The sequence below is a fragment of the Asanoa ferruginea genome (genome assembly GCF_003387075.1).
Lineage (GTDB): Bacteria > Actinomycetota > Actinomycetes > Mycobacteriales > Micromonosporaceae > Asanoa > Asanoa ferruginea.
In genome coordinates this window covers 3,744,730-3,769,597 of the sequence record NZ_QUMQ01000001.1, presented here as the reverse complement: position 1 = coordinate 3,769,597, position 24,868 = coordinate 3,744,730, and the positions used below count along the sequence as shown (strand labels likewise).

Annotated in this window: 28 protein-coding genes; 7 read left to right on the top strand and 21 right to left on the bottom strand. The window is 70.4% G+C overall.

Features of this window, described 5'->3' with window-relative positions; translation table 11 throughout:
- Nucleotides 1–10: 10 nt before the first annotated feature.
- On the bottom strand, nucleotides 11–592 hold the full coding sequence (locus DFJ67_RS17730; RefSeq protein ID WP_116069001.1) for a cob(I)yrinic acid a,c-diamide adenosyltransferase: 582 nt from the start codon (nucleotides 590–592) through the stop codon (nucleotides 11–13).
- On the opposite strand from DFJ67_RS17730, the gene murA reads away from it, so the two are divergent.
- On the top strand, nucleotides 591–1,988 hold the full coding sequence (gene murA / locus DFJ67_RS17725) for a UDP-N-acetylglucosamine 1-carboxyvinyltransferase (RefSeq protein ID WP_116069000.1): 1,398 nt from the start codon (nucleotides 591–593) through the stop codon (nucleotides 1,986–1,988). The genes DFJ67_RS17730 and murA overlap by 2 nt on opposite strands.
- Nucleotides 1,989–2,423: 435 nt before the next feature.
- Here the strand turns inward: murA and DFJ67_RS17720 are convergent, their stop codons facing one another.
- Nucleotides 2,424–2,714, bottom strand: a complete 291-nt coding sequence (locus DFJ67_RS17720) for a hypothetical protein (protein WP_116068999.1) — start codon at nucleotides 2,712–2,714, stop codon at nucleotides 2,424–2,426.
- Between the two features lie 126 nt (nucleotides 2,715–2,840).
- Here DFJ67_RS17720 and DFJ67_RS17715 point away from each other — a divergent pair, with 126 nt between their 5' ends.
- Entirely contained in the window at nucleotides 2,841–3,695 is an 855-nt protein-coding gene (locus tag DFJ67_RS17715) for a 3-hydroxyacyl-CoA dehydrogenase family protein (RefSeq protein ID WP_116068998.1), read from the top strand.
- On the opposite strand, the gene DFJ67_RS17710 is transcribed toward DFJ67_RS17715, so the two are convergent.
- The 12 genes from DFJ67_RS17710 to DFJ67_RS17655 all read right to left on the bottom strand — a co-directional run bounded on the left by DFJ67_RS17710 (nucleotide 3,692) and on the right by DFJ67_RS17655 (nucleotide 13,509).
- Complete coding sequence (locus DFJ67_RS17710; protein WP_116068997.1) at nucleotides 3,692–4,147, bottom strand: DUF2550 domain-containing protein; 456 nt, start codon at nucleotides 4,145–4,147, stop codon at nucleotides 3,692–3,694. The genes DFJ67_RS17715 and DFJ67_RS17710 overlap by 4 nt on opposite strands.
- Nucleotides 4,148–4,160: 13 nt before the next feature.
- On the bottom strand, nucleotides 4,161–4,442 hold the full coding sequence (locus DFJ67_RS17705; protein WP_116068996.1) for a F0F1 ATP synthase subunit epsilon: 282 nt from the start codon (nucleotides 4,440–4,442) through the stop codon (nucleotides 4,161–4,163).
- A gap of 144 nt (nucleotides 4,443–4,586) precedes the next feature.
- Nucleotides 4,587–5,816 (bottom strand): LCP family protein, encoded by a 1,230-nt coding sequence (locus tag DFJ67_RS17700; protein ID WP_116068995.1) that lies wholly within the window; start codon nucleotides 5,814–5,816, stop codon nucleotides 4,587–4,589.
- Between the two features lie 198 nt (nucleotides 5,817–6,014).
- The gene (atpD, locus tag DFJ67_RS17695) at nucleotides 6,015–7,460 is read right to left on the bottom strand and encodes a F0F1 ATP synthase subunit beta (protein ID WP_409362920.1); all 1,446 of its coding nucleotides are present in this window, start codon (nucleotides 7,458–7,460) and stop codon (nucleotides 6,015–6,017) included.
- Nucleotides 7,457–8,386, bottom strand: coding sequence for a F0F1 ATP synthase subunit gamma (locus DFJ67_RS17690; protein ID WP_116068993.1), 930 nt, complete (start codon nucleotides 8,384–8,386; stop codon nucleotides 7,457–7,459). Before DFJ67_RS17690 ends, atpD begins: the two co-directional genes overlap by 4 nt.
- 7 nt (nucleotides 8,387–8,393) lie before the next feature.
- Entirely contained in the window at nucleotides 8,394–10,037 is a 1,644-nt protein-coding gene (atpA, locus tag DFJ67_RS17685) for a F0F1 ATP synthase subunit alpha (RefSeq protein ID WP_116068992.1), read from the bottom strand.
- A gap of 64 nt (nucleotides 10,038–10,101) precedes the next feature.
- Complete coding sequence (locus tag DFJ67_RS17680; protein WP_409362918.1) at nucleotides 10,102–10,926, bottom strand: F0F1 ATP synthase subunit delta; 825 nt, start codon at nucleotides 10,924–10,926, stop codon at nucleotides 10,102–10,104.
- Nucleotides 10,923–11,450: a F0F1 ATP synthase subunit B gene (locus DFJ67_RS17675; RefSeq protein ID WP_116068990.1), complete on the bottom strand. Its 528-nt coding sequence runs from the start codon at nucleotides 11,448–11,450 to the stop codon at nucleotides 10,923–10,925. The genes DFJ67_RS17680 and DFJ67_RS17675 overlap by 4 nt, the downstream gene beginning before the upstream one ends.
- A gap of 28 nt (nucleotides 11,451–11,478) precedes the next feature.
- Complete coding sequence (locus DFJ67_RS17670) at nucleotides 11,479–11,712, bottom strand: ATP synthase F0 subunit C (RefSeq protein ID WP_116068989.1); 234 nt, start codon at nucleotides 11,710–11,712, stop codon at nucleotides 11,479–11,481.
- A 96-nt stretch (nucleotides 11,713–11,808) separates the two neighbouring features.
- Nucleotides 11,809–12,606, bottom strand: a complete 798-nt coding sequence (gene atpB, locus DFJ67_RS17665) for a F0F1 ATP synthase subunit A (protein WP_116068988.1) — start codon at nucleotides 12,604–12,606, stop codon at nucleotides 11,809–11,811.
- Between the two features lie 13 nt (nucleotides 12,607–12,619).
- Complete coding sequence (locus DFJ67_RS17660; protein ID WP_116068987.1) at nucleotides 12,620–12,877, bottom strand: AtpZ/AtpI family protein; 258 nt, start codon at nucleotides 12,875–12,877, stop codon at nucleotides 12,620–12,622.
- Nucleotides 12,878–13,023: 146 nt separating this feature from the next.
- The gene (locus DFJ67_RS17655) at nucleotides 13,024–13,509 is read right to left on the bottom strand and encodes a hypothetical protein (RefSeq protein ID WP_409362917.1); all 486 of its coding nucleotides are present in this window, start codon (nucleotides 13,507–13,509) and stop codon (nucleotides 13,024–13,026) included.
- A 54-nt stretch (nucleotides 13,510–13,563) separates the two neighbouring features.
- On the opposite strand from DFJ67_RS17655, the gene DFJ67_RS17650 reads away from it, so the two are divergent.
- Complete coding sequence (locus tag DFJ67_RS17650) at nucleotides 13,564–15,096, top strand: SDR family oxidoreductase (RefSeq protein WP_116068985.1); 1,533 nt, start codon at nucleotides 13,564–13,566, stop codon at nucleotides 15,094–15,096.
- On the opposite strand, the gene DFJ67_RS17645 is transcribed toward DFJ67_RS17650, so the two are convergent.
- The 4 genes from DFJ67_RS17645 to prmC are packed head-to-tail and all read right to left on the bottom strand — an operon-like array spanning nucleotide 15,017 to nucleotide 17,835.
- Nucleotides 15,017–15,676, bottom strand: a complete 660-nt coding sequence (locus tag DFJ67_RS17645) for an L-threonylcarbamoyladenylate synthase (protein ID WP_116068984.1) — start codon at nucleotides 15,674–15,676, stop codon at nucleotides 15,017–15,019. The genes DFJ67_RS17650 and DFJ67_RS17645 overlap by 80 nt on opposite strands.
- 37 nt (nucleotides 15,677–15,713) lie before the next feature.
- A complete protein-coding gene (locus DFJ67_RS17640; protein WP_116076335.1) occupies nucleotides 15,714–16,328 on the bottom strand; it encodes an arsenate reductase/protein-tyrosine-phosphatase family protein in 615 nt (204 codons plus the stop codon).
- A gap of 2 nt (nucleotides 16,329–16,330) precedes the next feature.
- Nucleotides 16,331–16,975 (bottom strand): L-threonylcarbamoyladenylate synthase, encoded by a 645-nt coding sequence (locus DFJ67_RS17635; RefSeq protein ID WP_116076333.1) that lies wholly within the window; start codon nucleotides 16,973–16,975, stop codon nucleotides 16,331–16,333.
- Nucleotides 16,975–17,835 carry a peptide chain release factor N(5)-glutamine methyltransferase gene (prmC, locus tag DFJ67_RS17630; RefSeq protein WP_116068983.1) on the bottom strand — a complete coding sequence of 287 codons (861 nt, stop codon included), beginning with the start codon at nucleotides 17,833–17,835 and terminating at the stop codon, nucleotides 16,975–16,977. The genes DFJ67_RS17635 and prmC overlap by 1 nt, the downstream gene beginning before the upstream one ends.
- A gap of 106 nt (nucleotides 17,836–17,941) precedes the next feature.
- Between prmC and DFJ67_RS17625 the strand changes: the two genes are divergently transcribed.
- Nucleotides 17,942–19,489 carry a GGDEF domain-containing protein gene (locus tag DFJ67_RS17625; RefSeq protein ID WP_116068982.1) on the top strand — a complete coding sequence of 516 codons (1,548 nt, stop codon included), beginning with the start codon at nucleotides 17,942–17,944 and terminating at the stop codon, nucleotides 19,487–19,489.
- Here the strand turns inward: DFJ67_RS17625 and DFJ67_RS17620 are convergent.
- The gene (locus tag DFJ67_RS17620; RefSeq protein WP_170215900.1) at nucleotides 19,386–20,852 is read right to left on the bottom strand and encodes a DUF11 domain-containing protein; all 1,467 of its coding nucleotides are present in this window, start codon (nucleotides 20,850–20,852) and stop codon (nucleotides 19,386–19,388) included. The genes DFJ67_RS17625 and DFJ67_RS17620 overlap by 104 nt on opposite strands.
- A 94-nt stretch (nucleotides 20,853–20,946) precedes the next feature.
- On the opposite strand from DFJ67_RS17620, the gene DFJ67_RS17615 reads away from it, so the two are divergent.
- The gene (locus DFJ67_RS17615; RefSeq protein WP_116068980.1) at nucleotides 20,947–21,639 is read left to right on the top strand and encodes a Clp protease N-terminal domain-containing protein; all 693 of its coding nucleotides are present in this window, start codon (nucleotides 20,947–20,949) and stop codon (nucleotides 21,637–21,639) included.
- The gene (locus DFJ67_RS17610) at nucleotides 21,636–22,133 is read left to right on the top strand and encodes an endonuclease V (RefSeq protein ID WP_116068979.1); all 498 of its coding nucleotides are present in this window, start codon (nucleotides 21,636–21,638) and stop codon (nucleotides 22,131–22,133) included. Before DFJ67_RS17615 ends, DFJ67_RS17610 begins: the two co-directional genes overlap by 4 nt.
- On the opposite strand, the gene prfA is transcribed toward DFJ67_RS17610, so the two are convergent.
- Together prfA and rpmE are read right to left on the bottom strand one after the other, a co-directional pair.
- On the bottom strand, nucleotides 22,119–23,207 hold the full coding sequence (gene prfA, locus DFJ67_RS17605) for a peptide chain release factor 1 (protein ID WP_116068978.1): 1,089 nt from the start codon (nucleotides 23,205–23,207) through the stop codon (nucleotides 22,119–22,121). The two genes, DFJ67_RS17610 and prfA, sit on opposite strands and share 15 nt — an antisense overlap.
- An 85-nt stretch (nucleotides 23,208–23,292) precedes the next feature.
- On the bottom strand, nucleotides 23,293–23,520 hold the full coding sequence (rpmE, locus tag DFJ67_RS17600) for a 50S ribosomal protein L31 (RefSeq protein WP_116068977.1): 228 nt from the start codon (nucleotides 23,518–23,520) through the stop codon (nucleotides 23,293–23,295).
- 150 nt (nucleotides 23,521–23,670) lie between these two features.
- Here rpmE and DFJ67_RS17595 point away from each other — a divergent pair, with 150 nt between their 5' ends.
- Nucleotides 23,671–24,579, top strand: coding sequence for a phosphatase domain-containing protein (locus DFJ67_RS17595; protein ID WP_116068976.1), 909 nt, complete (start codon nucleotides 23,671–23,673; stop codon nucleotides 24,577–24,579).
- The last annotated feature ends 289 nt before the right edge of the window (nucleotides 24,580–24,868 follow it).

Here is a 24,868-nt window from a genome sequence, read left to right as displayed (position 1 = left end):
CCCGCCATTGTTACCCTCGCTTGTGCCCGCCCCCAGGAACCCACAGCACATCGCCGTCGGGATTGGCCGTTCTTGACAGGATGAACAGCAAGTCCGAGAGCCGGTTGAGATACTTTGCCGGGAGCGTGTTGGTTCGGTCGGGATCCTCCGCGATCAGCGACCAGGCAGCGCGTTCCGCGCGGCGGGCGACCGTGCGCGCTACGTGCAGCAGCGCGGCTCCCGCGGTGCCGCCCGGGAGGACGAAGGAGTCGAGCTTGGACTGCCGCTCAATGAACTCGTCACACCAGCCCTCCAACCGCTCCACGTACTCCTCGGTCACCCGCAGTGGCGGGTATGCCGGCTCTGGTTCCACCGGGTTGCCCAGGTCTGCTCCGACGTCGAACAGGTCGTTCTGGATCTGGGCCAGCACCTCGCGCACCTCGGCGTCGAGGTTGCCGAGCGCGAGCGCCACACCGAGTGCCGCATTGCATTCGTCGACATCGGCGTACGCGGTGATGCGCGGATGGGTCTTGGGTACCTCTTCGTTGTTGACCAGTCGGGTCGAGCCGGTGTCGCCGGCCTTCGTGTAGATGCGGGTGAGGTGGACGGCCATGACAAACAGCCTACGGACGCCCCCACGGAACGACCTCGAGGCCGGTGCACCGGCGGTCACTCCTACCATTGCCGACGTGGATCTGATCCGGGTCGAAGGCGGCGCGCGACTGGCCGGCGAGGTCGCCGTAGTCGGCGCCAAGAACTCCGCGCTCAAGCTGATGGCCGCGGCGCTACTCGCGCCGGGGCGAAGTGAGATCACCAACGTGCCGCGGATCACCGACATCGCGATCATGGCGGAGGTGCTCCGCCGGCTCGGCTGCCAGGTGGAGATCACCCCCGACGCGGTGCCCGAGGGACGCGAGGGGCCGCCACCGTCGGTCGTGGTGACCATCGACGTGCCCGACGAACCGGGCACCGAGGCCGACTACGACCTGGTCCGCCGGCTGCGCGCCTCGATCGCGGTGCTCGGACCGCTGCTGGCCCGCCGCGGCTACGTGCGGGTCGCCCACCCCGGCGGCGACGCGATCGGCTCCCGCGGGCTCGACATGCACGTTGCCGGCCTGGCCCGGATGGGCGCCGAGATATCCGGCGAGCACGGCTTCGTGATCGCCTCGGCGCCACAGGGCCTCCAGGGCGCCACGATCTGGCTCGACTTCCCCAGCGTCGGCGCGACCGAGAACCTGGTCATGGCCGCCGTCCTGGCCAAGGGCAGCACCGAGATCGACAACGCCGCGCGCGAACCGGAGATCGTCGACATCTGCGAGATGCTGATCGCGATGGGCGCCCGAATCGACGGCGTCGGCACCTCGACCCTGCGGATCGAGGGCGTCGAGTCGCTCTCCCCGGTGCGGCACGCCACCGTCGGCGACCGCATCGTGGCCGGCACGTGGGCGTTCGGCGCCGCGATGACCCGCGGCGACGTGCTGGTCAGCGGCGTCAACCCGGCATTCCTGGAGATCGCGCTCGACAAGCTGAGCACCGCCGGCGGCGTGGTCGAGACCCACGACACAGCATTCCGGGTACGCATGGACGACCGCCCCAGGGCCGTCGACATCGTCACCCTGCCGTTCCCGGGCTTCGCGACGGACCTGCTCCCGATGGCGATCGGCCTGGCCGCGGTCAGCGACGGCGCCTCGCTCGTCACGGAGAACATCTTCGACGGGCGCTTCATGTTCATCAACGAGATGGCCCGCTTGGGCGCGGACATCAAAACCGATGGACACCACGCCGTCGTACGCGGCCGCGAGCGCCTGTCCAGCGCCCCCGTCCGGGCCACCGACATCCGCGCCGGGGCAGGCCTGGTGATCGCGGCGCTGTGCTCCGACGGCGTCACCGAGATCTCCCACGTGCACCACATCGACCGCGGCTACCCAGACTTCGTCGGCGACCTGGCCGCCCTGGGCGTCGTAGTCAAGCGGGTAGCGGCCCCAGAAGACCCACAGTTCTCCTTCTAACCGCCAGGGGGCGGCAGATCTGTTGAGCTGATCGCCGCCCCGACAGATTTAGCGCCCCGGATCGGCAGGGCCGACCTGCGACCTGCTCGGACGGGCGTGTGGCATCGTCAACGCCGCCCAGGCGGCGGTGATCTTGGCCGGGCGCTGCTCGCCGACCTGACCCGGCTCGGGCCGAGCAGGGATTGTTCGACCTACGTCTGGTCCGCTGGTGATCATCGACAAGGACGACATGGATGTGGGCGTGACTGCCTGGAGGCCGTCCTCAAGCAACTCGCAACGGTCCGGCCCGGGCCCTTGCCGCGAGCATTTGCTCTGCACCCCCACAGGCAACACCTAACGGTTAGAGGCGCTGCCTGTGGGGGTGCAGAGCAAGGGCATCAGGCGCCGGCGCGGCGGTGGGTCGCGTTTGTGCGGGTTCGGGCGGCCGGGGTCAAGTCAGTCGGCGCTGGCGTCCAACGCGCCGCCGCCGGCCAGGCGGCGGGCGTGTGCGGCGTTTTCGCGGAAGACCAGGATGCGGGTGCGGCCGTCCGGGCACGGTGCCACGGTCGAGCGGATGCCGTTGGCGGCCAGGCGCTTGCGGATCTCGCCCGCGTCGCCGGTGGCGCCCACCAAGGCCACCGTGACCAGCAGCCCGAAGTCGGGACCGTCGTTCCTAGGCTTCCCACCCATCGCCGGCCCCCCGCCGCTCAGCTCACCGACCGGCGCGGCCCAGGCGCCAACTGGCATGGGCACAGTCTGTCAGCCCACACCCCTGCGTGACGGGGAGTCGGTGACACAGCGGTGGGCTGACCGATCGTTAACCGCGCCCGCTATGTTGCTTGGCAAGCGAACCAACAGTAGGGAGCGTGCGGGATGGCGGGTCGGCTAGCGGTCATCGGGGCCGGACTGATGGGGTCGGGCATCGCCCAGGTGGCGGCGCAGGCCGGGTGGGAGGTGACGCTGCGCGACCTCGACGACGCGTCGGTCGGGCGTGGGGTGGCCGGCATCCGCAAGTCGCTGGAGCGGTTCGCGGCCAAGGGCACGATCGGGGCCGGCGATGTGGAGGCCGCCCTCGGGCGGATCAGCACCACCACCGACCTCGGCGCGGCCGCTGACGCCGACATCGTCGTGGAGGCCGTGTTCGAGCGGCTCGAGGTGAAGCAGGACGTGTTCCGCGAGCTCGACAAGATCTGCAAGGCCGACGCCGTGCTGGCGACGAACACCTCGGCCATTCCGGTGACCCAGATCGCCGCGGCCACGCAGCGGCCGGAGCAGGTGGTGGGCACGCACTTCTTCTCGCCCGTACCCATGATGAAGCTCTGTGAACTGGTTCGTGGGTTCAAGACCTCCGACGCCGCCCTCGACGCGGCCAAGGTGTTCGCGGAGGAGATCGGCAAGACCGTCGTGGTGGTCAACCGCGACGTGGCCGGGTTCGTCACCACCCGGCTGATCGCCGCGCTGGCGTTGGAGGCGATCAAGCTGGTCGAGTCTGGGGTGGTTTCCGCCGAAGACCTCGACACCGCGTGCCGGCTCGGGTTCGGGCACGCCATGGGTCCGCTGGCCACCGTCGACCTGACCGGCGTCGACGTGATGCTGCACGCGGCCCGCAACATCTACACCGACACGGCCGACCAGAAGTTCTTCCCGCCGGAGTTGCTCCAGCGCATGGTGATCGCCGGCGATCTGGGCCGGAAGACCGGCAAGGGGTTCTACGACTACGAGAGCTAGGCCGCGGGCCAGTCGGGAACCGAGAGGCGGGGGCTCTGATAGTCGGGAGGCCCCGCCTCGATCCACGAGGAGAAGCCGGTCACCGTGGACAGGGCCATCGCGATCTCGACCGGGGCCTGGTGGCCCATGCAGCGCAGGATGATCCAGTCGGTGGGCATCGTGAGGCGTTCCTGGCCCTCGGGCAGGCGACGGCTCTGCACGGTCAGGCCACGGCGGGAGAGCACGCGCTTGGGGCGGATCGCGAAGCTGAAGAGGCGGTACCAGCGCATCTCGTCGTCGACGAACCGGGCGAAACCGGGTGACCAGCCACGGCCGTCGAGCAGCGTCGTGACGCGCAGGTCACAGCGGATCGTGCCGCCCGCGCGGGCGTAGTAGGCCCGGCGGGCGAACAGCAGGACGATCGTGGCCAGGAGCAGCAGGAGGCCGATAGCGATCCATTCGATGATCAGCATCGGCCCGGCTCCGTCAGCGGGTCGCGGACTCGGCTGGCGTGGCGCTCTCGGCGAGGACCGTTACGCCGGTCTCGGTGACGGAGAGGAAGCCACCCGCGACGTCATAGGCGAGTTGCTCGCCGCCGTCGAGCTTGATCCGGATCTGGCTCGGCTCGGCCAGCTGGCCCAGGAGCGGGGCATGGCCCGGCAGCACACCAAGCTCGCCCTCGGTGGTGCGGGCCACGAGCATCTCTGCCTCGCCGGTCCACACCTTCTCTTCGACGGATACGAGCTCGACATGGAGCTGATTTGCCACTATGGCTCCTCTTCGACGCCGGACCGGGGCGAGGGGATCGTCGCCCGGTGTCGCGGTGGAATTGAAACCGAGTCTAGTCGGCACACCGGCCCGGATAAGACCAGGGGTGCCTCCTGTGTCAGGAGGCACCCCCGGTGGGACGGATCACTTATCTCGGTTGATCATCTCTGGGTGCGCGGCGATGAACGCGTCGGCCTTGTCGGTGCGGATCGCGGTGAAGAGATCCTGGGCATCGGGTTGCTTCAACGCCTCGCCCGCGTATTTGCCCGCGGAGTTGTTGACCCCGCCGCCGGCCAGTTTGATCATGGTGATCGAGTCTTGCCGCATGCCCTTGAGGGCGAAGCCGAACTCGGCGACGCTGTGGCCGCGGCCGTTGAAGACCAGCGCCTCGCCGGCCGCCCGGATCACCTTGTCGAGCTTGGGCAGGTCGGTCATCACGTTCTTGCTCAGCACCTGCGAGACCATCGCCTTGACGAACTGCTGCTGGTGCCGCTGGCGCCCGTAGTCGCCGCCGTCGACCGTGTAGCGCTGCCGCACGTAGTCGAGCGCCTGCCAGCCCTTGAACTCGTGCGTGCCCTTGGTGTAGCGGGCCTGCGGCCCGATGTAGGGGTGGGCACCGCACTCGCAGGCCTTCATCGGCCGTGCCTTGCCGTTGGGCTGGAGGTGCTCGGAGAGCACCTCGTCCTCGTCGACATACATGGTCACGCCGCCCATGGCGTCGACGATCTTCTTGAAGCCGGCGAAGTTGACGATCGCGCCCGCGTCGAAGCGCTGGATGCCGGTGTAGTTGCTGACCGTCTTCGACAGCAACTCGAAGCCCTTGGCCCGGTCGGGCAGGCCGCCGCCCTGCACCCGCGCACCGTGTGACATCGCGGCGTTGAGCTTCTCGCGGCCGCCGGGGTAGCCGGCCTTGGGGAACGCCGGGATGTCGACCAGGAGGTCGCGGGGCAGGGAGAACAGGTAGCCGCGGTCGAGGCCGGCCGGGATGTGCATGATCATGATGGAGTCGGCCAGCGGCAACGTGGTCGCGTTGCGGGGGTCGATGCCGACCAGCAGGATGTTGAGCGGGCCCTTGATGTCGCTCTTCGCCTCGACGGCGGTGCCGTCGCCGAACAGGTCTTCGGTGGTGACCGCGCCTTCGTAGCGGGCCAGCAGCGCCTCGGAGGTGACCAGCAGGCCGCCGCTCGCGACCATCAGGATCGCGCCGAGGATCGTGCACCAGCGGGCCCAACGGGGAATGCCCGAGCGCTTGCGCCCCTTCTTCGTGGCGCCGGTGGGCGCTCCGAACTCCGGTGGTGTGGCGCCGGTGGCCCTGCCGGTCGCACCGCGCCCGGTCGAGCGGCCCGATGAACCGCTGCCCGACCTCTTCGCCATCAGAACTCCTTGTCGTCGACGCCCGTGTGCCGGCGTTCCGTTATGGAGACGTCTGCAGGAGGGCCCGCCGTTGCGCCCGGAAGCCTATATCTCATGTTTGGATCAGGCCGCCCTGGGCCACCGTCATGCAAAATCCTGGTAAAAACCAACGATCCAGGCACCCACCGTGGGTGCCTGGATCGCGGACGGTAACCGGAACTAGTCCTTCATCAGCTCCGCGGCCTTGCGCTCGAGGTCTTCGAGCCCACCGCACATGAAGAAGGCCTGCTCGGGGAAGTGGTCGTATTCGCCCTCGGAGATCTTCTTGAATGCCTCGATGGTCTCCTTGATCGGCACCGTCGAGCCGGGCACGCCGGTGAACTGCTCCGCGGCGTAGGTGTTCTGCGACAGGAACCGCTCGATCCGGCGGGCCCGCTGCACGGTCACCTTGTCGTCTTCGGAGAGTTCTTCCATGCCCAGGATGGCGATGATGTCCTGGAGGTCCTTGTAGCGCTGGAGGATCCGCTTGACCTCGGACGCGACGTTGTAGTGCTCCTGGCCGACGAACTGCGGCGCGAGCAGCGTCGACGACGAGGCCAGCGGGTCGACCGCCGGGTAGATGCCCTTGTCGGAGATCGACCGCTCCAGGTTGGTGGTCGCGTCGAGGTGGGCGAACGTGGTGGCCGGCGCCGGGTCGGTGTAGTCGTCGGCGGGCACGTAGATCGCCTGCATCGAGGTGATCGCCTGACCCCGGACCGAGGTGATCCGCTCCTGCAACTGGCCCATCTCGTCGGCCAGGGTGGGCTGGTAGCCCACGGCCGACGGCATGCGGCCGAGCAGGGTGGAGACCTCGGAACCGGCCTGGGTGAAGCGGAAGATGTTGTCGATGAAGAGCAGCACCTCCTGCTTCTGCACGTCGCGGAAGTATTCGGCCATCGTCAGCGCCGACAGGGCGACCCGAAGCCGGGTGCCCGGCGGCTCGTCCATCTGGCCGAACACCAGCGCCGTCTGCGGCAGCACGCCGGACTCGGTCATTTCAGTGATGAGGTCGTTGCCCTCACGGGTGCGCTCGCCGACGCCGGCGAACACCGAGGTGCCACCGAAGTTGCGGGCCACGCGGGTGATCATCTCCTGGATGAGCACCGTCTTGCCCACGCCCGCACCGCCGAACAGGCCGATCTTGCCGCCCTTGACGTAGGGGGTCAGCAGGTCGATGACCTTGATGCCGGTCTCCAGCATCTCGGTCTTCGGCTCGAGGTCGGCGAAGGCCGGGGGCTTGCGGTGGATCGGCCACCGCTCGGTCACCTCGAACTTCTCGCCCTCTTTGAGGTTGAGCACCTCGCCGATGGTGTTGAAGACGTGGCCCTTGGTGATGTCACCGACCGGCACCGAGATGCCCGCGCCGGTGTCTTCCACCTCGGTGCCCCGGACCAGACCGTCGGTCGGCTGCATCGAGATCGCCCGCACCATGTTGTCGCCGAGGTGCTGTGCGACCTCGAGCGTCAACGTCTTCACGCCCTCGGCCAACTCGACCTTCACGTGCAGCGCGTTGTAGATCTCGGGCATCGCGTCGCGCGGGAACTCCGCGTCGACGACCGGGCCGATGACCCGGACGACACGGCCGTTAGCCGTGGTGGTCTCAGTTTCAACAGTCGCAGTCATCAGGCTTCACTTCCCGCCGCGGCCAGCGCGTTCGCGCCGCCGACAATTTCACTGATCTCCTGGGTGATGCCGGCCTGGCGTGCCGAGTTCATCTGGCGCGTGTAGGTCCGGATCATGTCTTCCGCGTTGTCGGTGGCGCTCTTCATCGCCCGCCGCCGCGCCGCCGACTCGCTCGCCGCCGAGTCGAGCAGGGCGGCGTAGATGCGGGTGTTGACGTAGCGCGGCAGCAGCGCGTCGAGCAGCGCCTCCGCCTCCGGCTCGAACTCGTAGGCCGGGAGCAGCCCTTCGGACTTGGGCCGTTCCTCGACCTGCATCGGACCGATGATGCGGGTCACCGGCGCCTGCGTCAGCAGCGACTTGAACTGCGTGTAGACGATGTGCAGTTCGTCGACGCCGGTGACCGCGTCAGGACCCGGGCCTTCGTCGGTGTCGTCGGCACCGCGGGTGAACGCCTCGATCAGCGTGTTTCCCACCTCGCGGGCGTCGTCGAACGTCGGCTGCTCCGAGAAACCGGTCCAGCTCGCCTCGATCGGCCGCTGCCGGAACCGGTAGTAACCGACTCCCTTGCGCCCGATGACGTAGACCACCGGCTCCTTGCCGTCTTCGCGCAACCGCGCGATGAGCGACTCGGCGGTGCGGATCGCGTTGGTGCTGTAACCGCCGGCCAGGCCCCGGTCGCTGGTGATGAGCAGCACCCCGGCCCGCCGCACCTGCTGGCGCGGAGTGAGCAGCGGGTGGTCGATGCTGGCGTTGGACGCCAGCGCCGTCAGCACACCGGTGATCGCCTGGGCGTAGGGCAGCGACGACGCGACCCGTGCCTGCGCCTTGGCGATGCGGCTCGTCGCGACGAGCTCCATCGCCTTGGTGATCTTCTTCATGCCCTTCGCCGAGCGAATTCGCTGGCGAAGGACGCGTACCTGGGCCGCCATGCGGTGCCTACGCCTTCTCTGCCGGCTGATCGGTGTAGCGGGTCACCGACTCGCTCTCGAGCTCACCCTCGGTCGGCTCGGCGGGCGCGTCGTGGACCGGCTTGTCGGTGTCGCGGGCGAGGAAGTTCTGCTTGAAATCCTTCAGCGACTTGTCGAGCGCGGCGACGACGTCGTCGTCCCACTTGCCGTCGTCGATCGCCTGGAGCGTCGCCTTGTCGTGCCGCCGCACGTGGTCGAGGAAATCGCCCTCGAACCGGCGCACGTCGCCGACCGGGATGTCGTCGAGCTTGCCCTCGACACCCGCCCAGATCACGACCGCCTCTTCGGCGACCGGGACCGGCGAGTAGTTGGGCTGCTTGAGCAGCTCGACCAGCCGGGAACCGCGATCGAGCTGGGCGCGGGACGCCCGGTCGAGGTCCGACGCGAACGCGGCGAACGCCTCGAGCTCGCGGAACTGCGCGAGGTTGAGCCGCAGCGAACCGGCGACCTTACGCATCGGCTTGACCTGTGCGGCGCCGCCGACCCGGGACACCGAGGTGCCGACGTTGATCGCCGGGCGGACGCCCTGGTTGAACAGGTCGGCCTCCAGGAAGATCTGGCCGTCGGTGATCGAGATGACGTTGGTCGGGATGAACGCCGAGATGTCGTTGGCCTTCGTCTCGACGATCGGCAGACCGGTCATCGAGCCCGCGCCCAGCTCGTCGGAGAGCTTCGCGCAGCGCTCCAGCAGCCGGGAGTGCAGGTAGAAGACGTCACCGGGGTAGGCCTCGCGGCCCGGCGGGCGGCGCAGCAGCAGCGACACGGCGCGGTAGGCCTCGGCCTGCTTGCTCAGGTCGTCGAAGACGATGAGCACGTGCTTGCCGGCGTACATCCAGTGCTGGCCGATCGACGACCCGGTGTAGGGCGCGATGTATTTGAAGCCGGCCGGGTCGGACGCGGGCGCCGCGACGATGGTGGTGTATTCCATCGCGCCGGCCGCGTCGAGGATGCCCTTGATCGACGCCACGGTCGAGGCCTTCTGGCCGATCGCGACGTAGATGCAGCGAACCTGCTTCTTCGGGTCGCCGGACTCCCAGTTGGCCTTCTGGTTGAGGATCGTGTCGATCGCGATCGTCGTCTTGCCGGTCTTGCGGTCGCCGATGATCAGCTGCCGCTGGCCGCGACCGATCGGCGTCATCGCGTCGATCGCCTTGATGCCGGTCTGCATCGGCTCGTTGACCGACTGGCGGGAGACCACGTTGGGCGCCTGGAGCTCGAGCTCGCGGAACCCTTCGTTTTCGATCTCGCCGAGGGCGTCGATCGGGTTGCCGAGCGCGTCGACCACGCGGCCGAGGAACTTGTCCCCGACCGGCACGGACAGAACGCGGCCCGTGCGCTTGACGCGCTGGCCCTCGTCGATGCCGGAGAAGTCACCCAGAACCACGACGCCGATCTCGCGGGCGTCGAGGTTGAGCGCCACGCCGAGCGTGCCGTCTTCGAATTCGAGCAGTTCGTTGGCCATCGTCGAGGGCAGGCCCTCGACGTGGGCGATGCCGTCACCGGCGTCGGCGACGGAGCCGACTTCCTCACGGGAAATGTCGGGCGTGTAGGAGGAGACGTAGCGCTCCAGGGCGCCGCGGATTTCCTCCGACGAGATGGTCAGCTCGGCCATCCTCTGCTTCCTCTATTCAGGCCCGGGTGTTACCGGTGCGGTGTCAGGGTCTAAGCGGGGGTGCTTAGCGCTGTGAGAGCGCCTTGCGGGTGTCGTTGAGGCGGCGGAGCACCGTGCCGTCGTAGAGGTCGGAGCCGACAAGCACGCTCATGCCGCCCAGCACCTGCGGATCGACCGTCTGCTTGACAGTGACGTCTCGACCGTACAGTTGCGACAGCTTGGTGCCCAGCCGGCGCTCCTCGTCATCGGACAGGGGCGCTGCGACGGTGACAAAAGCGACCTGGCGATCGCGGCGTTCTGCGGACATTTCCACCATGCGGGTCAGACCGGTCTGGAACGACCGGCCACCGAACCCGCCGAGCGCCACCTCGACCAGCTTCAGCGTCGCCGGCTTGGCCTTGCCCTCCAGCAGCGTCTTGACCAGCTCGGCCCGCTGCGCGGGTGGTGCGACCACGTCGGAGAGCGCACCGGACAGTGCCGGTGAGCCGTCGACGACCTGCCCGAAACGGAACAGCTCGTCTTCGACCTCCGCCAGGTCACCGGCGCGGTCGGCGCTGGCGAGCAGCGCCTCGACGCCCATCCGCTCGGCCGCGTCGAGCAACTCGGACGCGGCCGACCAGCGGCCGCCGGCCAGGATCGCGGCCAGTTCGAGCGTCTCGTCGCTGACCTTGCCGGTCAGCAGCGAGCGGAACAGCTCGGCCCGATCGTCGCCCGCCCGGCCCGGGTCCGACAGCGCCCGGCGCAGCCGCGGCTGCCCGCGGAGCACGTCGGCCACCATCAGCAGCTCGTCACCGGTCTTCGCGACATCGGCGGCGGGCGCCGAGGCCGCGAAGGAGTCCAGCCGCTCGGCGGCCGTGCGGTAGGACTCCCGGCTGACGCCCTGCATCAACGACTCCCGGTCGACTCGAGCTCGGAGAGGAACCGGTCCACGGTCCCCCGCCGGCGCGCCTCGTCGGTGAGCGACTCGCCGACGATCCGGCCGGCCAGGTCAACGGCCAGCGTGCCGACCTCGGCCCGCAGCTCGCGAACGATCTGCTGGCGCTCGGCGTTGAGCTGCTCGCGACCCGCCGCGATGATCCGGTCGGACTCTTCGCGAGCCCGCACCTGGATCTCCTGGCGGATCTGCTCACCGTCGGCCCGCGCGTCGTCGCGAATCTTCGCGGCGTCGGTGCGCGCCTCGGCGAGCTGGGTCTTGTATTGCTCGAGCAGCTTGTTGGCCTCGGCCTGCGCCTCTTCGGCCCGCTTGAGGCCGCCCTCGATGGCGTCGACGCGAGCCTTGAAGGTCTCCTCCATGCGCGGGAAGACGAACTTCATCAGCACGAAGCAGAGCACCGCGAAAGCGACGCCACCGACCAGGATCTCCTGCCAGAGCGGCAGGATCGGGCTGTGCTCGACCGCCTCGGAGAGCAACATGGGGAAACCTCCCGTTCGAAGGTGGTGATTAAGAACCGGTGGCCCAGATGAAGCCGAACGCGATGCCGAACAGCGCGAGCGCCTCGACCACGGCGAAACCGATCCAGACGAACGGCAGGGTCATGCGCGACGACTCGGGCTGGCGAGCGGTCGACTGGATGTAGGACGCGAAGATCAGCCCGACGCCGATGCCCGGGCCGATCGCGGCGAGGCCATAACCGATAGCGGCGAGGCTGCCACTAACTCCTGCGGCGATGTCCATTGCTGAGGTTCCTCCTGGTTATCACGCGTGACGTTCACGCGGGACGGACAACTGTTGGTGCGGGGGGTGGACCACTTATCCCGGCAACACCGGGGATCAGTGCTCCTCCGAGACCGCGCCTTGGATGTAGCTCGCGGTAAGCACGGTGAAGACGTAGGCCTGCAGGAAGATCACCAGCAGCTCGAGCAGCGTCAGCGCGATGGTCATCAACCAGGACAGCACCGAGAACGCGGCAAGTTTGGCATTCGCCTGCAGAATGGCGAACCCGCCGAGGGTGAAAACGAGCAGCAGCATGTGCCCGGCGAACATGTTCGCGAACAACCGGACGGCCAGCGAGAACGGCCGCACGAGGAAGGTCGAGAAGAACTCGATCGGGATCAGGATCGGGAGCACGAACCACGGCGCCGGCGGGATGAGCGAGTTGCGCATGTATTTGCGGAACCCGAACTTCTTGATGCCGACGTAGTTGAACAGCACGTAGCTGATCAGCGCCAGGAACGCCGGGAACGCGATGTGCGAGTTCGGCGAGATCTGGGCGATCGGGATGATGCTCCACAGGTTGTTGAAGACGATGAACAGCAGCAGCGACGCCAGGTAGGGGGCGAACCGCAGGCCGCGCTCGGTGCCGAGCATCTCGATGGAGATGTTGTTGCGCACGAAGCCGTATGCCGACTCGGCCATCCATTGCGCCTTGCCCGGAACCATCTTCGGCTTCCGGTAGGCGGTCAGGAAGAAGATGATGAGGATCGCCGTGCTGACCCAGACCAACGCCGTGATCTTGGTGAACCACAGCGAGTTGAGCCCGTCCCACGGCACGATGGAGGGCAGGTAGAAGTCGCCCACCTCTGGTGGAAACGGAACGTCGCTCTGGAGAGCGACCGCCTGTCCGATCACCGCGTCCCTTCCCTCATGAACTGCCGGACCCCGGTGGTGGGGCCCCGATCCGCTTGATGACCAGATAGATGCCGCCAGCGCAACCGATCACCACACCGATGCCGGTGATGATGCCGCCGCTGTGCACCCAACGGTCAACCAGCCAGCCGATGAACCCCCACACCGCCATCCCACCGATGAGGTAGGACAGTGCGGTCCACCCGAGGTCGGCCCCCGTCGGCGTGGCGTCGGGGGTCTCATCGGGGTGCTGCGAGGGTGGGTCACCGGCCATGACGCGGGAACCGTATCAGCCGGTAGAGGGAGGCGAAGACTCGACCCCCGCACGCTCATGCTGTGCGGGGGCAATGGGATGATGGATCTGCCTCTGCGCTCACGCTACTCCTCCGGCCCCCGATGTGGGGTCACCCAAGGGTCGCGTTAACGACGAAATCTCGGCGCGTGCACGGTCACGATCCACCAGATCTGGGTCGCTGTCCACGCCAACACGCCGGCGACAATCCCTACGGAGAGTGGCTTAAGCCCAGCCCATCCGGTCGAGGCGACAACCAGCATCAGCCCGCCGAGCACGCTCAACTTGGCCACGTAGACGCCCATGCCGAATGGCATGACCAGCTTCGGGTCGAGTTTGTCGGCCCAGGCAATGGCCAATGTGGATGCCAGGTAACTCGCCGTAGCGATGATTACACCGAGTGCTGCCGCGAGCGCACCGACGCCGCCCGCGAACACGCCGCCCAGGACCGCCGCGCCGGCGGTCATCACGCCGGCGGCGATGAGGATGGGCGGCAGGTGCCGCAGCCGCCAGTTACGGTCCGCGTCGGCTGGCGTGGTCGTGGGTACAGAGGTCGTCGACATCGCGTCGCAGTCTACGTTGACCGGCAAACCTGCCCGGAACGCGGCTTTCATTCGCATAGACTCGGACAAAACCGGCGCGTCCGGAAAACTTGGGGCGAACTCTAGATGACCATCACGAGGTGCTTAGTCACCGGCGCCACCGGCTACATCGGCGGCCGGCTGGTTCCCCGCCTCCTCGACGCGGGTTACCAGGTCCGCTGCCTGAGCCGGTCGCCCGAGAAACTCCGCGACGTGCCCTGGGCCGACCGGGTCGAGGTGGCCAAGGGCGACCTCGGCGATCCGGCCTCGCTGCCCGCGGCCTTCGCCGGGGTCGACGTCGCCTACTTCCTCGTCCACTCGCTCGGCCGCCCCGACTTCGAGGCCCTCGACCGGGCCAACGCCGAGGCCTTCGCCGCCGCGGCCCGGGAGGCCGGCGTCCGGCGGATCGTCTACCTCGGCGGCCCGGAACCCCCGCCCGGCGGCACGAGCTCGGCGCACCTGCGCTCGCGTGCCGAGGTGGCCCGGATCCTGTTGGACAGCGGCACCCCGACCGCCGTCCTGCGGGCCCCGGTGATCCTCGGTTCGGGTTCGGCGTCGTTCGAGATGCTGCGCTACCTCACCGAGCGGCTCCCGGCGATGGTCACCCCGCGCTGGGTGCGCAACCGGATCCAGCCGATCGCGGTCCGCGACGTGCTGCGCTACCTGGTCGGGACGGCCACCCTGCCGGCCGACGTCAACCGCGGCTTCGACATCGGCGGCCCCGACGTGCTGACCTTCGCCGAGATGATGCAGCGGTACGCCGCCGTGGCCGGGCTACCTCGCCGGCTCATCGTCCCGGTCCGGCCGCTGACCCCGGGGCTCTCCTCCCACTGGGTCGGCCTCGTCACCCCCGTGCCCAACTCGATCGCCCGGCCACTGGTGGAGAGCCTGATCCACGAGGCGGTGGCGCACGAACACGACATCGCGGAGTACGTACCCGATCCGCCCGACGGTCTGCTCGGTTTTGACCGTGCGGTCGAGTTGGCGCTCAACAAGGTGCGCGACTTCAACGTGGAGACCCGCTGGTCCGGCGCCGGATCGCCGGCCGACCCGCTGCCCACCGACCCGGGTTGGGCCGGTGGCAGCGTCTACACCGACGTGCGCGAGCGGGCCGTCGCGGCCGACGCGTCGATGCTGTGGCGGGTGATCGAGGGGGTCGGCGGCGAGAACGGCTGGTATTCGTTCCCGCTGGCCTGGGAGGTGCGCGGCTGGATGGACCGGCTGGTCGGCGGCGTCGGCCTGCGGCGCGGCCGGCGCGACCCGAACCGGCTCTACGTCGGCGACGCGCTCGACTTCTGGCGGGTCGAGGAGGTCGTGCCGGGCGAGTTGCTCCGGCTGCGGGCCGAGATGAAGCTGCCCGGCCGGGCCTGGCTGGAACTACGCGCCGAACCCGACGGCGCCGGTGCGTCCCGCTACTGGCAGCGAGCGGTGTTCCTGCCGCGCGGGCTGGCCGGGCACGCCTACTGGGCGGCGGTCTCGCCGTTCCACGCGGTGATCTTCGGTGGGATGGCCCGCAACATCGCGCGCGGCGCCGAGCACCCTACTGAGCCAGGGTCGCCCGCACCTGCGCCGCCGAGACCGGGCCTTCACGGAGCACCCGCGGACCATCCGGACCGGTGAGCGAAACCAGCGTCGAGGCCAGCGTGTGCCGGATCGAGGCGTGGTCGACCACCACCGGCACGGCTTCGTCTTCGTCCCACTCGAGCTCGGCGAGCACGTCGGCGTCGACCGGGCGCGACTCCGCGCCGGACGGGTTGAGGCTGGTCGCGGTCACCGGCACGCCGGCCGCCGCGATCACCTGAAGCGTCGCCGGGTGGTCGGGAACCCGGATCCCGACCGTGCCCTCGTGGGTCACCAGCCGGCGGGGCAGCTCGCTGGTGTGCTCGACGACGACGGTCAGCGGGCCGGGCGTGAACGCGCCGATCACCCGGCGGGCATCGGGGGTCAGCACCCCGTAGTGCGCGGCCATCTCCAGCGACGCGCAGGCGATGTGCATCGGGTGGGCGAGGTCGCGGCGCTTGGCCCGGAACACCCGCTCGACCGACGCCTCGATGGTCGCGGCGGCGGCGAGCATGTAGCCGGTCTCGGTGGGCAGCACGGCGAGCCCGCCATCCGCGAGCACGCCCGCGACCAGCTCCGCGTCGGCGAGCCTGAGCAGGCCGGACGGCGATCCCGGCGCGAGCCAGCGAGCGTTGACCATGTCTTTCCCTTCAACCGAAGACCTGAGGCCACAGGCCTCATACCGCGATGAGCAGGCGGGCGAGCGGCACGACGGTCTCTTCGATCTCGTCGGCCACCCGGCTGAACGTCTGGTCGCCGCGCCCCCACGGGTCGTCGAGGTCGTCGGCGGCCAGTGGTGCGGCGCCCCGGCGGGCCGTGTCGACGGCGGCGACCAGCGCGACGCCCCGGGCGTACACCGCGTCGGGGGTGTTTCCGCCGTCGGGCAGCGTGGCCGGGTCGACCATCGGCAGCAGGCGGCCGAATTCGCCGAGGACGAACGTGCGCTGTTCGGCGTCGCCGCGCAGGGCGACCACGTAGTCCTGCTGGTCGGCGGTCGCGGTGAGCACCAGGTCGGCCGCGTCGATGTGCTCCGAGAGCAGCTTGCGGGCGGCGAAACCGGCCGGGTCGCCACCGCGGGCGCGCACCTGCCGGGCCGCCGGTGGGTTCATCTCCTCGCCGTCGTGCCAGCCGCCGGTGCCGGCGCTGTGGCTGAGCACCAGCGCTCCCGGGTCGGCGACGTCCGCCGCCGCGCGCGACAACCGCTGCTGGACCGCGAGCGCGAGCAGCCGCTCGGCCATCGGCGACCGGCAGATGTTGCCCATGCACACGTGCAGGACGGTGAACGGCGGCACGGTCACCGCTCCGGGCCGACCAGGCCGGGGACGACGTCGCGCAGCTTCTCGATCGGGATGCCGCCCTCGCGGAGCAGGCGGGGCACGTCACCGGTCACGTCGACCATCGCGCTGGGCACCGGGTCGGCGCTCGGGCCGGCCTCCAGGTAGACCCGGACGGCGTAGTCGAGTTGCTCGCGGGCCTCTTCGGCGGTCGTCGGCGCGGGCCGGCCGGCCTTGTTGGCGGCGAGCACCGCCATCGGGCCGGTCTCGCGCAGCACCTCGAGGGCCACCGGGTGCAGCGGCATGCGCACGGCGATCTGGCCGCCGGTCTCGCCCAGGTCCCACTGGAGCGTCGGCGAGTGCTCGATGATGATCGTCAGCGGGCCCGGCCAGAACGCCTCGACCAGGTCGCGGGCGGCCTGCGGCAGCGAGAAGACCAGGCCGTCGAGGGTGTGCCGGGAGCCGACCATCACCGGCGGCGCGGCGGCGCGGTCGCGCCCCTTGGTGGTCTGCAACTGCGACACCGCGTGCGGCGTGAACGCGTCGGCGCCCAGCCCGTAGACCGTGTCGGTGGGCAGCACCACCAGCTCACCGGATTTGACCGCCTCGATCGCCGCGGCGATTCCCCGGTCGCGGTCGGCGATCGACCGGCAGTCATAGAGCATCACGATGAGCCAGTCTGCCACGGCGCGGTGTCCGTGCTGCGCCGGGCAGTGGTGAATCGAGGACGGCCGGTGAGATCCACGTGCCGTTCAATCCGGTCAAACCGGCCGTCGGCGCGCAGCAGTTCCGGTAGCGCCGTCGCGTGCTCCTCATCGTGCTCGATGGCCAGCCCGCCACCGGGACGCAGCAACTCGGCGGCGCGCGCGATCACCGGCCGCACGACGGTGAGCCCGTCCGGCCCACCGAACACCGCGGTCGCCGGGTCGAACCGGGCCACCTCCGGCGGGACGGGTGTGCCCTCCGGAACGTAGGGCGGGTTGCTGAGCAGCACGTCGACCACGCCGCGCAGGTCGCGCAGCAGCGCCGGATCGGTCACGTCGCCGGCCACCACGTGGGTGCGCGGTGCCAGTTCCGCGGCGTTGCGGCGCAGCCAGGACAGGGCGGCCGGCGACTTCTCCACGGCGTACACCGTCGCGGTCGGCACCTCGTGCGCGACCGACAGCGCGATCGGGCCGGGGCCGGCGCAGAGGTCGACCACTACCGGCTCGGTCAGCTCGCGGGCCAGGTCGACGCCCCAGCCGGCGAGGAGCTCGGTCTCCGGCCGGGGCACGAAGGCGCCCGGGCCGACCGCGACATCCAGGTAGCGGAAGGCCGCCGTACCCATGACGTATTGCAATGGTTCGCGGTCGCGGCGCCGGGCCACCAGGCGCACGAAGGCGTCGCGCTGCTCGGCAGTGGCCCGGTCGATCAGCGCCAGGCGGCCGCGGGACACGCCAAGAACGAAGGCGGCGAGCAGCTCCGCGTCGTTTCGCGCCGATTCGACCCCCGCGGATTCCAACGTTGCGGTGGCATCGGCGATCATTGGTGCGATGCGGATCGTCGTACCTTCGGTCGGCTGTTGTCGGCGGCCCGTCACGCGATAATCATTGACGCTCAAGCAGGCGACGGTTGCAGAAGGGGGTCACCTGGTGGCTTGGCTCGACCGGGTCCCCGACCAGGTTGACGCGCTGCGGGAGGCACGCGCGCTGATGATGCAGAGCCGCTCGGCCGATGCCTGCGTGGTGCTCGACCGGGTTCTCGACGCCAGCACCGAGCCGCACACCCGCGCCGACGCGCTGATCCAGCGCCTGTCCGCCGTGCTCAACCTGGGCCGCACCGCCGAATACGCCAACGCGGTCGACCGGGCCCTCGAAGCCGCCCGCGAGGCCGGCGACCCCTATGTGCTGGGTCACGCGCACGCCCTCGCCGCGCTCGCCGCCCACCACCAGGGCGCGCTCGACCGCTGCGTCACCCACTTCGTGCAGAGCGCCAGCTATCTGGCCCGGGTGCAGGATCCCGACGGCGACACCGCCTGGGGCTGGCACGACCTGGCGATGGCATATTCATATTTGAGCTTCCATGGGTACGCGCTGGGCGCGATCGAGCGGGCCCGGCAGATCGGCACCGCCGCCGGGCTGCGCGAGGAACTGTTCGCCGCGCCCGGCATCCGGCTGCGCAACGCCGTCGCGCTCGACCACTCCGGCGACTCCGACGGCTGCCTGCGGGTGCTCCGCGACATCGGCGCCGACCTCCACCGGTTCCTCAACGCCGACGGCGGTGTCCGGTTGCGACCGTCCACGGTGACCGCCTACGGCTACGCCGCCGCCCGCCGCGCCGCGCTCGGCGAAACCGTCGACTCCGGCGTCGACGTGCACGCCCTGCTGGCCGCCGGCGGCGACGGCGCCCGTGCCCGCGACCTGCGCCAACTCGGCGACGTCTGCGTGGCCATCGCGTCCGGCCGGCCGATCGAGGCGCTGGCCCGGCTCGGCACGGTCACCGTCTCACCGCAGACGCTGGGCGCGGCCGAGCCGGAACGGTTGCGCAGCCTGACCTTCGCCCGGGCCGGCGACCACGCCGCCGCGCAGCGGGCCGACCGGCACGCGTTCCGGCTCGCCGCCCAGCGCAGCGACCGGCTCCAGACGGTCTACGTCGACGGCATCGCGGCCCAGATCGAGCGCGAGGAACTGCGCCGCACGGCCGCGCAATACGCCGGCGAGGCGCTCACCGACCCGCTGACCGGGCTGCCCAACCGGCGCCAACTCGAGCGCTACGTGGCCGCGATGGTCGCGCGCGGCGAGCGGGCCGTGATCGGCGTCTGCGACCTCGACGGCTTCAAGGCGGTCAACACCGAGCACGGCCACCACTCGGGCGATCTGGTGCTCCAGCGCATCGCCGGGGTGATCCACCGGGTGATGCGGCGCGGCGACTTCGTGGCCCGCTACGGCGGCGACGAGTTCGTGGTGGTGCTGCCGGGCGCCGGGATGGCCGAGGCCGCCGACGTGGCCCGCCGGATCGCGATCGCGGTGGCCGCCGAAGACTGGCACGCCCTGGTCCCCGGCACGCCGGTCGGTGTCAGTGTCGGCTTCGCCGAGGTCAACGGCTCCGGTCCGGCGCTGCGTGACGCCCTGGGCCAGGCGTTCGAGATCGCTGACCGGGAGATGCTGCGCTCCAAGCGCCGCCCGAAGGCCGCGTCCTGACCGGCTGCGGCCCCGGCTGCGGCTCACGCCGCAACAGCAACAACACCACGCCGCCCGCGAACAGCAGGCCGCCGACGATCGTCGCCTCCACCATGGAGAGCCGGATCTGGGTGTACGGCAGGGGAAAGCCAGCCCGGAACTGCACCGCCGGTGCGGGCGGGTCACCGCCGGCCGTCAGCACCGTCTCGACCGTGTTGCCGGCGAGGTCCGGGTCGCGCGGGGTGCCCTCGATCGTCGCGCGGCTCGGTATCGACCCGGTCGCCGCGACCCGGGCCAGCAGCGTCAGCGTTTGCTCGGTGCCGGCCGCCAGATCGCCGATCACCCACCGGCCGCTCTCCTCGTCATAACCTCCGGCCGCGTAGCGCGCCGACTCGAAGACCAGCCCCCGGCCGAGCGGGTCGGCGACGGTCACCTGGCGGGCCAGGTCGGGCCCGGCGTTGGCGGCGGTGAGCGTGACCTCGACCTCCCCGCCGAGCGTCGGGGTCAGGTTGCTGACGTCGCGGGTGAGGGTGAGGTTGGCGGCGGCCACCGCCGGTGCGATGCGCGCGACGTTGTCGGCCGGCACCGGGTCGGCCGCGCTGCTCTGGCTGACCAGCAGGCCCGGGTTGCCCCGCCACGCCACGGTGGCGGGCGCCCGGACCGTCCAGGTCGCACTCGCACCGGCGGCCAGGGTGCCGACCCGCCAGCGGGCCGCGGTCGCGACCGGCCCGCCCGCCGGGGCCGCCCCGGTCACCGTGCCGACCGACGCCGCCGAGGTCAGCACGCTCCCGGTCAGCACCGGGTCGGCCACCTCCACGCCGGCCGCCGGGTCGGGGCCCTTGTTGGTGATCGTGACCGCGTAGGTCACCGGGTCGCCCACCTCGGCCTTGCCCGGCTCGACCCGCGCCGCGAGGGCCAGGTCGGCCCGCCCCTTCGTGCCGTCGACCTTCAGCGCGGCGGTGGCCAGGTCGTCGCGGTCGTCGCCGTCGGCCGGTGTCGAGGCGACAAGCGCGGCCGCGACCGTGGCGGTCGCCGGCTCGGCGCCCCGGACCAGCAGCGTCAGCGTCGCGGTGGCGCCCACCGGCAGCGCGCCGACGGTCCACACCAGACCGTCGAAGGCGCCGCGGCCGGCGGTCGCCCGGGTCACGGCCAGCCGGGCCGGCAGGGGCACCGCGACGCGTACCCCGTCCGCTGGTAGAAAGCCCGCGTTGCGGGCGGTGACGGTGAGCGTGGCGTCCTGGCCGGGCCGCACCACCGCCGGCGTCACCTTGTCCGTCACCGCGATGTTGGCGGTGGTCGGCAGCGGCGCCGCCAGCGCCAGCCCGGGCAGCACGAGCAGCAGCCCCACCGGCAGGGAAGCGGCGGCGATCCGAAACCACTTCACACCAGTCACATTAACCGCATAACTGGACAATGGTGGCGACTTTCAGCGTCAACCCAGGCTTGACGAATGGCGATCGTCAACCCATGATTGACGTATGGCACCCTTCAACCTCAGCGTCGACGACCTGATCAGAGCGTTGGAACAGGACCTACCCGACGCCGACCCGGTGGACCGCGTGGGCGAGGCCCGCGCGCGGGCCCGGGCACTCGGCGACCTCGGCGACCAACTCATCGACCACTTCATCCGGGCGGCCCGGGAAAACGGCGCCTCGTGGAGCCAGATCGGCGACGCCATGGGCGTCTCCAAACAGGCCGCGCAGCAGCGGGGCACGGGCCGGTTCGCGCGCTTCACCGCCCGCGCGGCGGGGGTGGTCACGGCCGCGCAGGCCCTGGCCCGCGAACGACGCAACCCGTCCGTCGAACCCGAGCACGTGCTGGTGGCGCTGCTCGACGCGCGGGAGGCGCTGGCCGCCAAGCTGATCGGCGTGCTCGGCGACCCTGCCGCCCTGACCGAGACGGCCACCGCCCGGCTGCCCGGGCCGGTCGACAGCGTGCCCGAGCACGTGCCGTTCTCCGGCGGCGCGAAGCAACTGCTCGAGGAGACCTCGCAGAGCGCCCTCGACCTGGGCCACAACTACGTCGGCACCGAGCACCTGCTGCTCGGCCTGCTGCGGATGCCCGACAGCGTGGCCGGCCGGGTGCTCACCGACGCCGGGCTCAACTACGAAGACACGAAGAAGACCACGCAGGCCGCGCTGGCCGGTCTCCAGCACCGCGTCAAGGGGTGACCGCCCGCTACGGCGCGGTCGACGTGCACTATCCCGACGAGGGCGGCGCGCGGGCCGCTCTCGTCGTCGCCGCCGACCCGCGCTTAGCCACGGTCGTCGAGGAGCGGGTGGCCGTCGTCGACGCGGTGCCGGCCTACCGCCCGGGCTTCTTCTTCGAACGCGAACTGCCGGCGATCCGGGCCGTCCTGGCGCCCGTCGACCTGCTCGTGGTCGACGGCTACGTCGACCTGGACCCGTCGGGCCGGCCCGGGCTCGGTGCGCACGTGCACGACGAGATCGGCAAGCCGGTGATCGGGGTGGCCAAGACCGCGTTCCGGTCGGCGACACACGCCGCGCCGGTCATCCGCGGCACGGGTGCGCGGCCGCTCTACGTGACGGCGGCCGGCATCCCGGTCGAAGACGCGGCGGCGTTGGTCAGTGCGATGGCCGGGGCGCACCGGATCCCCGACGCGCTGCGCCGGGTCGACCGGTTGGCCCGGTCAGTGCCGGGATAGCTCGGTCTCCCCCGCCAGCCGCGCGGCCCGGTCGGCCTCGCTGAGCGCGTCGAGCACGCCGTCGAGGTCGCCGGCCAGGGCCAGGTCGAGGTTGTAGGCGGTGTAGCCGATCCGGTGGTCGCTGATCCGGTTCTGCGGGAAGTTGTAGGTGCGGATCCGCTCGGACCGGTCGACGGTGCGCACCTGCGCCTTGCGTGCGTCGGACGCGGCCGCGTCGGCCTGTTCCTGCGCCGCGGCCAGCAGCCGGGCACGCAGGATCCGCATGGCCTGCTCCCGGTTCTGGAGCTGGCTCTTCTCGTTCTGGCAGCTCACCACGATGCCGGTGGACAGGTGCGTGATGCGGACAGCCGAGTCGGTGGTGTTGACCGACTGACCGCCGGGGCCCGACGACCGGAACACGTCGACCCGGATGTCGCCCGGGTCGATGCTCACGTCGACGTCTTCGGCCTCGGGAAGCACCAGCACGCCCGCCGCCGAGGTGTGGATCCGGCCCTGCGACTCGGTGACCGGGACGCGCTGCACCCGGTGCACGCCGCCCTCCCACTTGAGCCGCGACCAGACGCCGTTGCCGCCCTCGGGAACGCCGCGGGTCTTGATGGCCAGCGACACGTCTTTCACCCCGCCCAGGTCGGAGTCCTGCGCGTCGATCACTTCGGTGACCCAGCCGTGCCGCTCGGCGTAACGGCTGTACATGCGCAGCAGGTCGCCGGCGAACAGCGCCGACTCCTCGCCGCCCTCGCCGGCCTTGATCTCGAGGATCACGTCCTTGGCGTCGTGCGGGTCGCGCGGCGCGAGCAGCTCGGCGAGCCGCTCCTCGAGCGCCGGGATGGTGGCCGCCAGGGCGTCGACCTCACCGGCGAACGACGGGTCCTCGGCGGCCAGTTCGCGCGCGGCGATCAGGTCGGCGCGGGCCTGCTCGAGCTCGTCGTTGGCCTTGCGGATCGGGGTCAGCTCGGCGAACCGGCGACCGACCCGCCGGGCCGTGTTCTGGTCAGCGTGGATCGCCGGGTCGGCGAGCCGCTTCTCCAGCTCGCCGTACTCGTCAAGCAGCCCCGCGAGTCGGTCCACGCTCATTTCAACCTGTCCTTCGGTCGATCCGGCCCTGAACAGACGACGGCGCCCGCCCCCGCATGTCGCGAGGGGGGCGCCGTCAGCGCAGCTACTTCTTCTTGGCCTGGGCCTGAACCTTGGCGTACTTCTGCTGGAACTTCGCCACCCGGCCGGCGGTGTCGAGAACGCGCTGCTTGCCCGTGTAGAACGGGTGGCACGCGCTGCAGGTCTCGACGTGGATCTGACCACTCTTGGCCGTGCTGCGGGTGGTGAAAGTGTTGCCGCAGGAACAGGTGACCTCAGTAGTCACGTACTGCGGGTGGATGTCGGGCTTCATGCCGCCTCGGTCCTTTCGTCGATGGTCGCCGGGTCGCCCCATCAGGACGTGAACCGGAACCTTGGCCGATTGACCAGTCTGCCATGCACTGGTCCGACGGGTGTAACGCGACCCCCCAGGTCCGCATTCCCGTGGGCCATGATTGGAGCCATGCCGTCCCGCGCCCCCCGGTTGATCATCACCCGCGGCCTACCCGCCTCCGGGAAGACGACCTTCGCGAGGGGACTACAGCCCTGGGTGGTCCGGGTCAACCGCGACGAACTACGCCGGATGCTGCACGGCGAGCCGCTGCTCACCGACCGCACCGAACGCGAGGTAACGATCGCCTCGTTCACCCTGGTCGACAACCTCCTCCAGGCCGGCGTAGACGTCTGCGTCGACGACACCAACCTGCGCGGCCGCGTAGTTCGCGACTGGGCGGCCCTGGCCACCCGACACGGCGCGAGCTTCGAGGTGCACGACTTCACCGACGTACCCGTCGATGAATGCGTCCGCCGCGACGCCACCCGCCCGAAGGAGGAGCGGGTCGGCGAGGCAGCGATCCGCTCGATGCACCGCCGCTATCTGGAGGGCCGCACACTCCCCCTACCGATCCCGCGGGTGGCCGCAGCACCGCCGACTGACCGCTACGAGCCGCCCGCGAACGCCCCCGAGGTGGTCCTGGTCGACATCGACGGCACGGTCGCCCTACTCGGCGACCGCCACCACCTCGACTTCGACCGGGTGGCCGACGACGAGCCCAACCACGCGGTGATCGCCGCGGTCCGCGCCATGCACTCGGCCGGCTACGGCATCATCTACTGCACAGGCCGCGAGGAAACCGCCCGGCCCGACACGGAACACTGGCTGGCCCACCACGTCGGCGTGCCTTACCTGGCCCTGCACATGCGCTCCTACGGCGACCCACGCCGCGACGCGGTGGTCAAACGCGAGATCTTCCAACAAAAGATCGCGCGGTCCTACCACGTCATCGGCGTCTTCGACGACCGCCAACACGTAGTCCGCATGTGGCGCGAACTGGGACTCACAGTCTTCCAAGTCGCCGAAGGCGATTTCTAAAAGCTCATGACTCGGGTCCGCAGTGGTCCGGACCGCTCCTCCCGCGAGAGACCGCTCCGCTGCCAGGCCCGCGGCGGCAAAACGCAAGGCCGCGCGCCGCGGCCAAGGCCGGACGCCCCGCCGCCGCCAATGCCCGGCGCTCCGCCCGCGCCGCACGCTGCCGTCAAGACCGCGCCGCCACAGACGCCGAACGCCAACGCTGGCCGCCGCGGCCAACGCCGCACACCCCGCCGCCAGCGCCGCACGCCACCGTCAACACCGGGCACCGCCGCCAAGGCCCGGCACAACG

What these genes read in the sequence shown, in the direction of transcription:
- DFJ67_RS17710 (WP_116068997.1), bottom strand. Translation starts at nt 4,147, where the DNA reads ATGCTGATCATCGAATGGATCGCTATCGGCCTCCTGCTGCTCCTGGCC.
- DFJ67_RS17645 (WP_116068984.1), bottom strand. Translation starts at nt 15,676, where the DNA reads ATGGTCAACGCTCGCTGGCTCGCGCCGGGATCGCCGTCCGGCCTGCTC.
- DFJ67_RS17635 (WP_116076333.1), bottom strand. Translation starts at nt 16,975, where the DNA reads ATGCTCTATGACTGCCGGTCGATCGCCGACCGCGACCGGGGAATCGCC.
- DFJ67_RS17730 (WP_116069001.1), bottom strand. Translation starts at nt 592, where the DNA reads ATGGCCGTCCACCTCACCCGCATCTACACGAAGGCCGGCGACACCGGC.
- DFJ67_RS17675 (WP_116068990.1), bottom strand. Translation starts at nt 11,450, where the DNA reads ATGTTGCTCTCCGAGGCGGTCGAGCACAGCCCGATCCTGCCGCTCTGG.
- prmC (WP_116068983.1), bottom strand. Translation starts at nt 17,835, where the DNA reads ATGATCGCCGATGCCACCGCAACGTTGGAATCCGCGGGGGTCGAATCG.
- DFJ67_RS17670 (WP_116068989.1), bottom strand. Translation starts at nt 11,712, where the DNA reads ATGGACATCGCCGCAGGAGTTAGTGGCAGCCTCGCCGCTATCGGTTAT.
- murA (WP_116069000.1), top strand. Translation starts at nt 591, where the DNA reads ATGACAAACAGCCTACGGACGCCCCCACGGAACGACCTCGAGGCCGGT.
- rpmE (WP_116068977.1), bottom strand. Translation starts at nt 23,520, where the DNA reads ATGAAGCCCGACATCCACCCGCAGTACGTGACTACTGAGGTCACCTGT.
- DFJ67_RS17595 (WP_116068976.1), top strand. Translation starts at nt 23,671, where the DNA reads ATGCCGTCCCGCGCCCCCCGGTTGATCATCACCCGCGGCCTACCCGCC.
- DFJ67_RS17715 (WP_116068998.1), top strand. Translation starts at nt 2,841, where the DNA reads ATGGCGGGTCGGCTAGCGGTCATCGGGGCCGGACTGATGGGGTCGGGC.
- DFJ67_RS17720 (WP_116068999.1), bottom strand. Translation starts at nt 2,714, where the DNA reads ATGCCAGTTGGCGCCTGGGCCGCGCCGGTCGGTGAGCTGAGCGGCGGG.
- DFJ67_RS17650 (WP_116068985.1), top strand. Translation starts at nt 13,564, where the DNA reads ATGACCATCACGAGGTGCTTAGTCACCGGCGCCACCGGCTACATCGGC.
- DFJ67_RS17660 (WP_116068987.1), bottom strand. Translation starts at nt 12,877, where the DNA reads ATGGCCGGTGACCCACCCTCGCAGCACCCCGATGAGACCCCCGACGCC.
- atpA (WP_116068992.1), bottom strand. Translation starts at nt 10,037, where the DNA reads ATGGCCGAGCTGACCATCTCGTCGGAGGAAATCCGCGGCGCCCTGGAG.
- prfA (WP_116068978.1), bottom strand. Translation starts at nt 23,207, where the DNA reads ATGAGCGTGGACCGACTCGCGGGGCTGCTTGACGAGTACGGCGAGCTG.
- DFJ67_RS17690 (WP_116068993.1), bottom strand. Translation starts at nt 8,386, where the DNA reads ATGGCGGCCCAGGTACGCGTCCTTCGCCAGCGAATTCGCTCGGCGAAG.
- DFJ67_RS17700 (WP_116068995.1), bottom strand. Translation starts at nt 5,816, where the DNA reads ATGGCGAAGAGGTCGGGCAGCGGTTCATCGGGCCGCTCGACCGGGCGC.
- DFJ67_RS17655 (WP_409362917.1), bottom strand. Translation starts at nt 13,509, where the DNA reads ATGAAAGCCGCGTTCCGGGCAGGTTTGCCGGTCAACGTAGACTGCGAC.
- DFJ67_RS17615 (WP_116068980.1), top strand. Translation starts at nt 20,947, where the DNA reads ATGGCACCCTTCAACCTCAGCGTCGACGACCTGATCAGAGCGTTGGAA.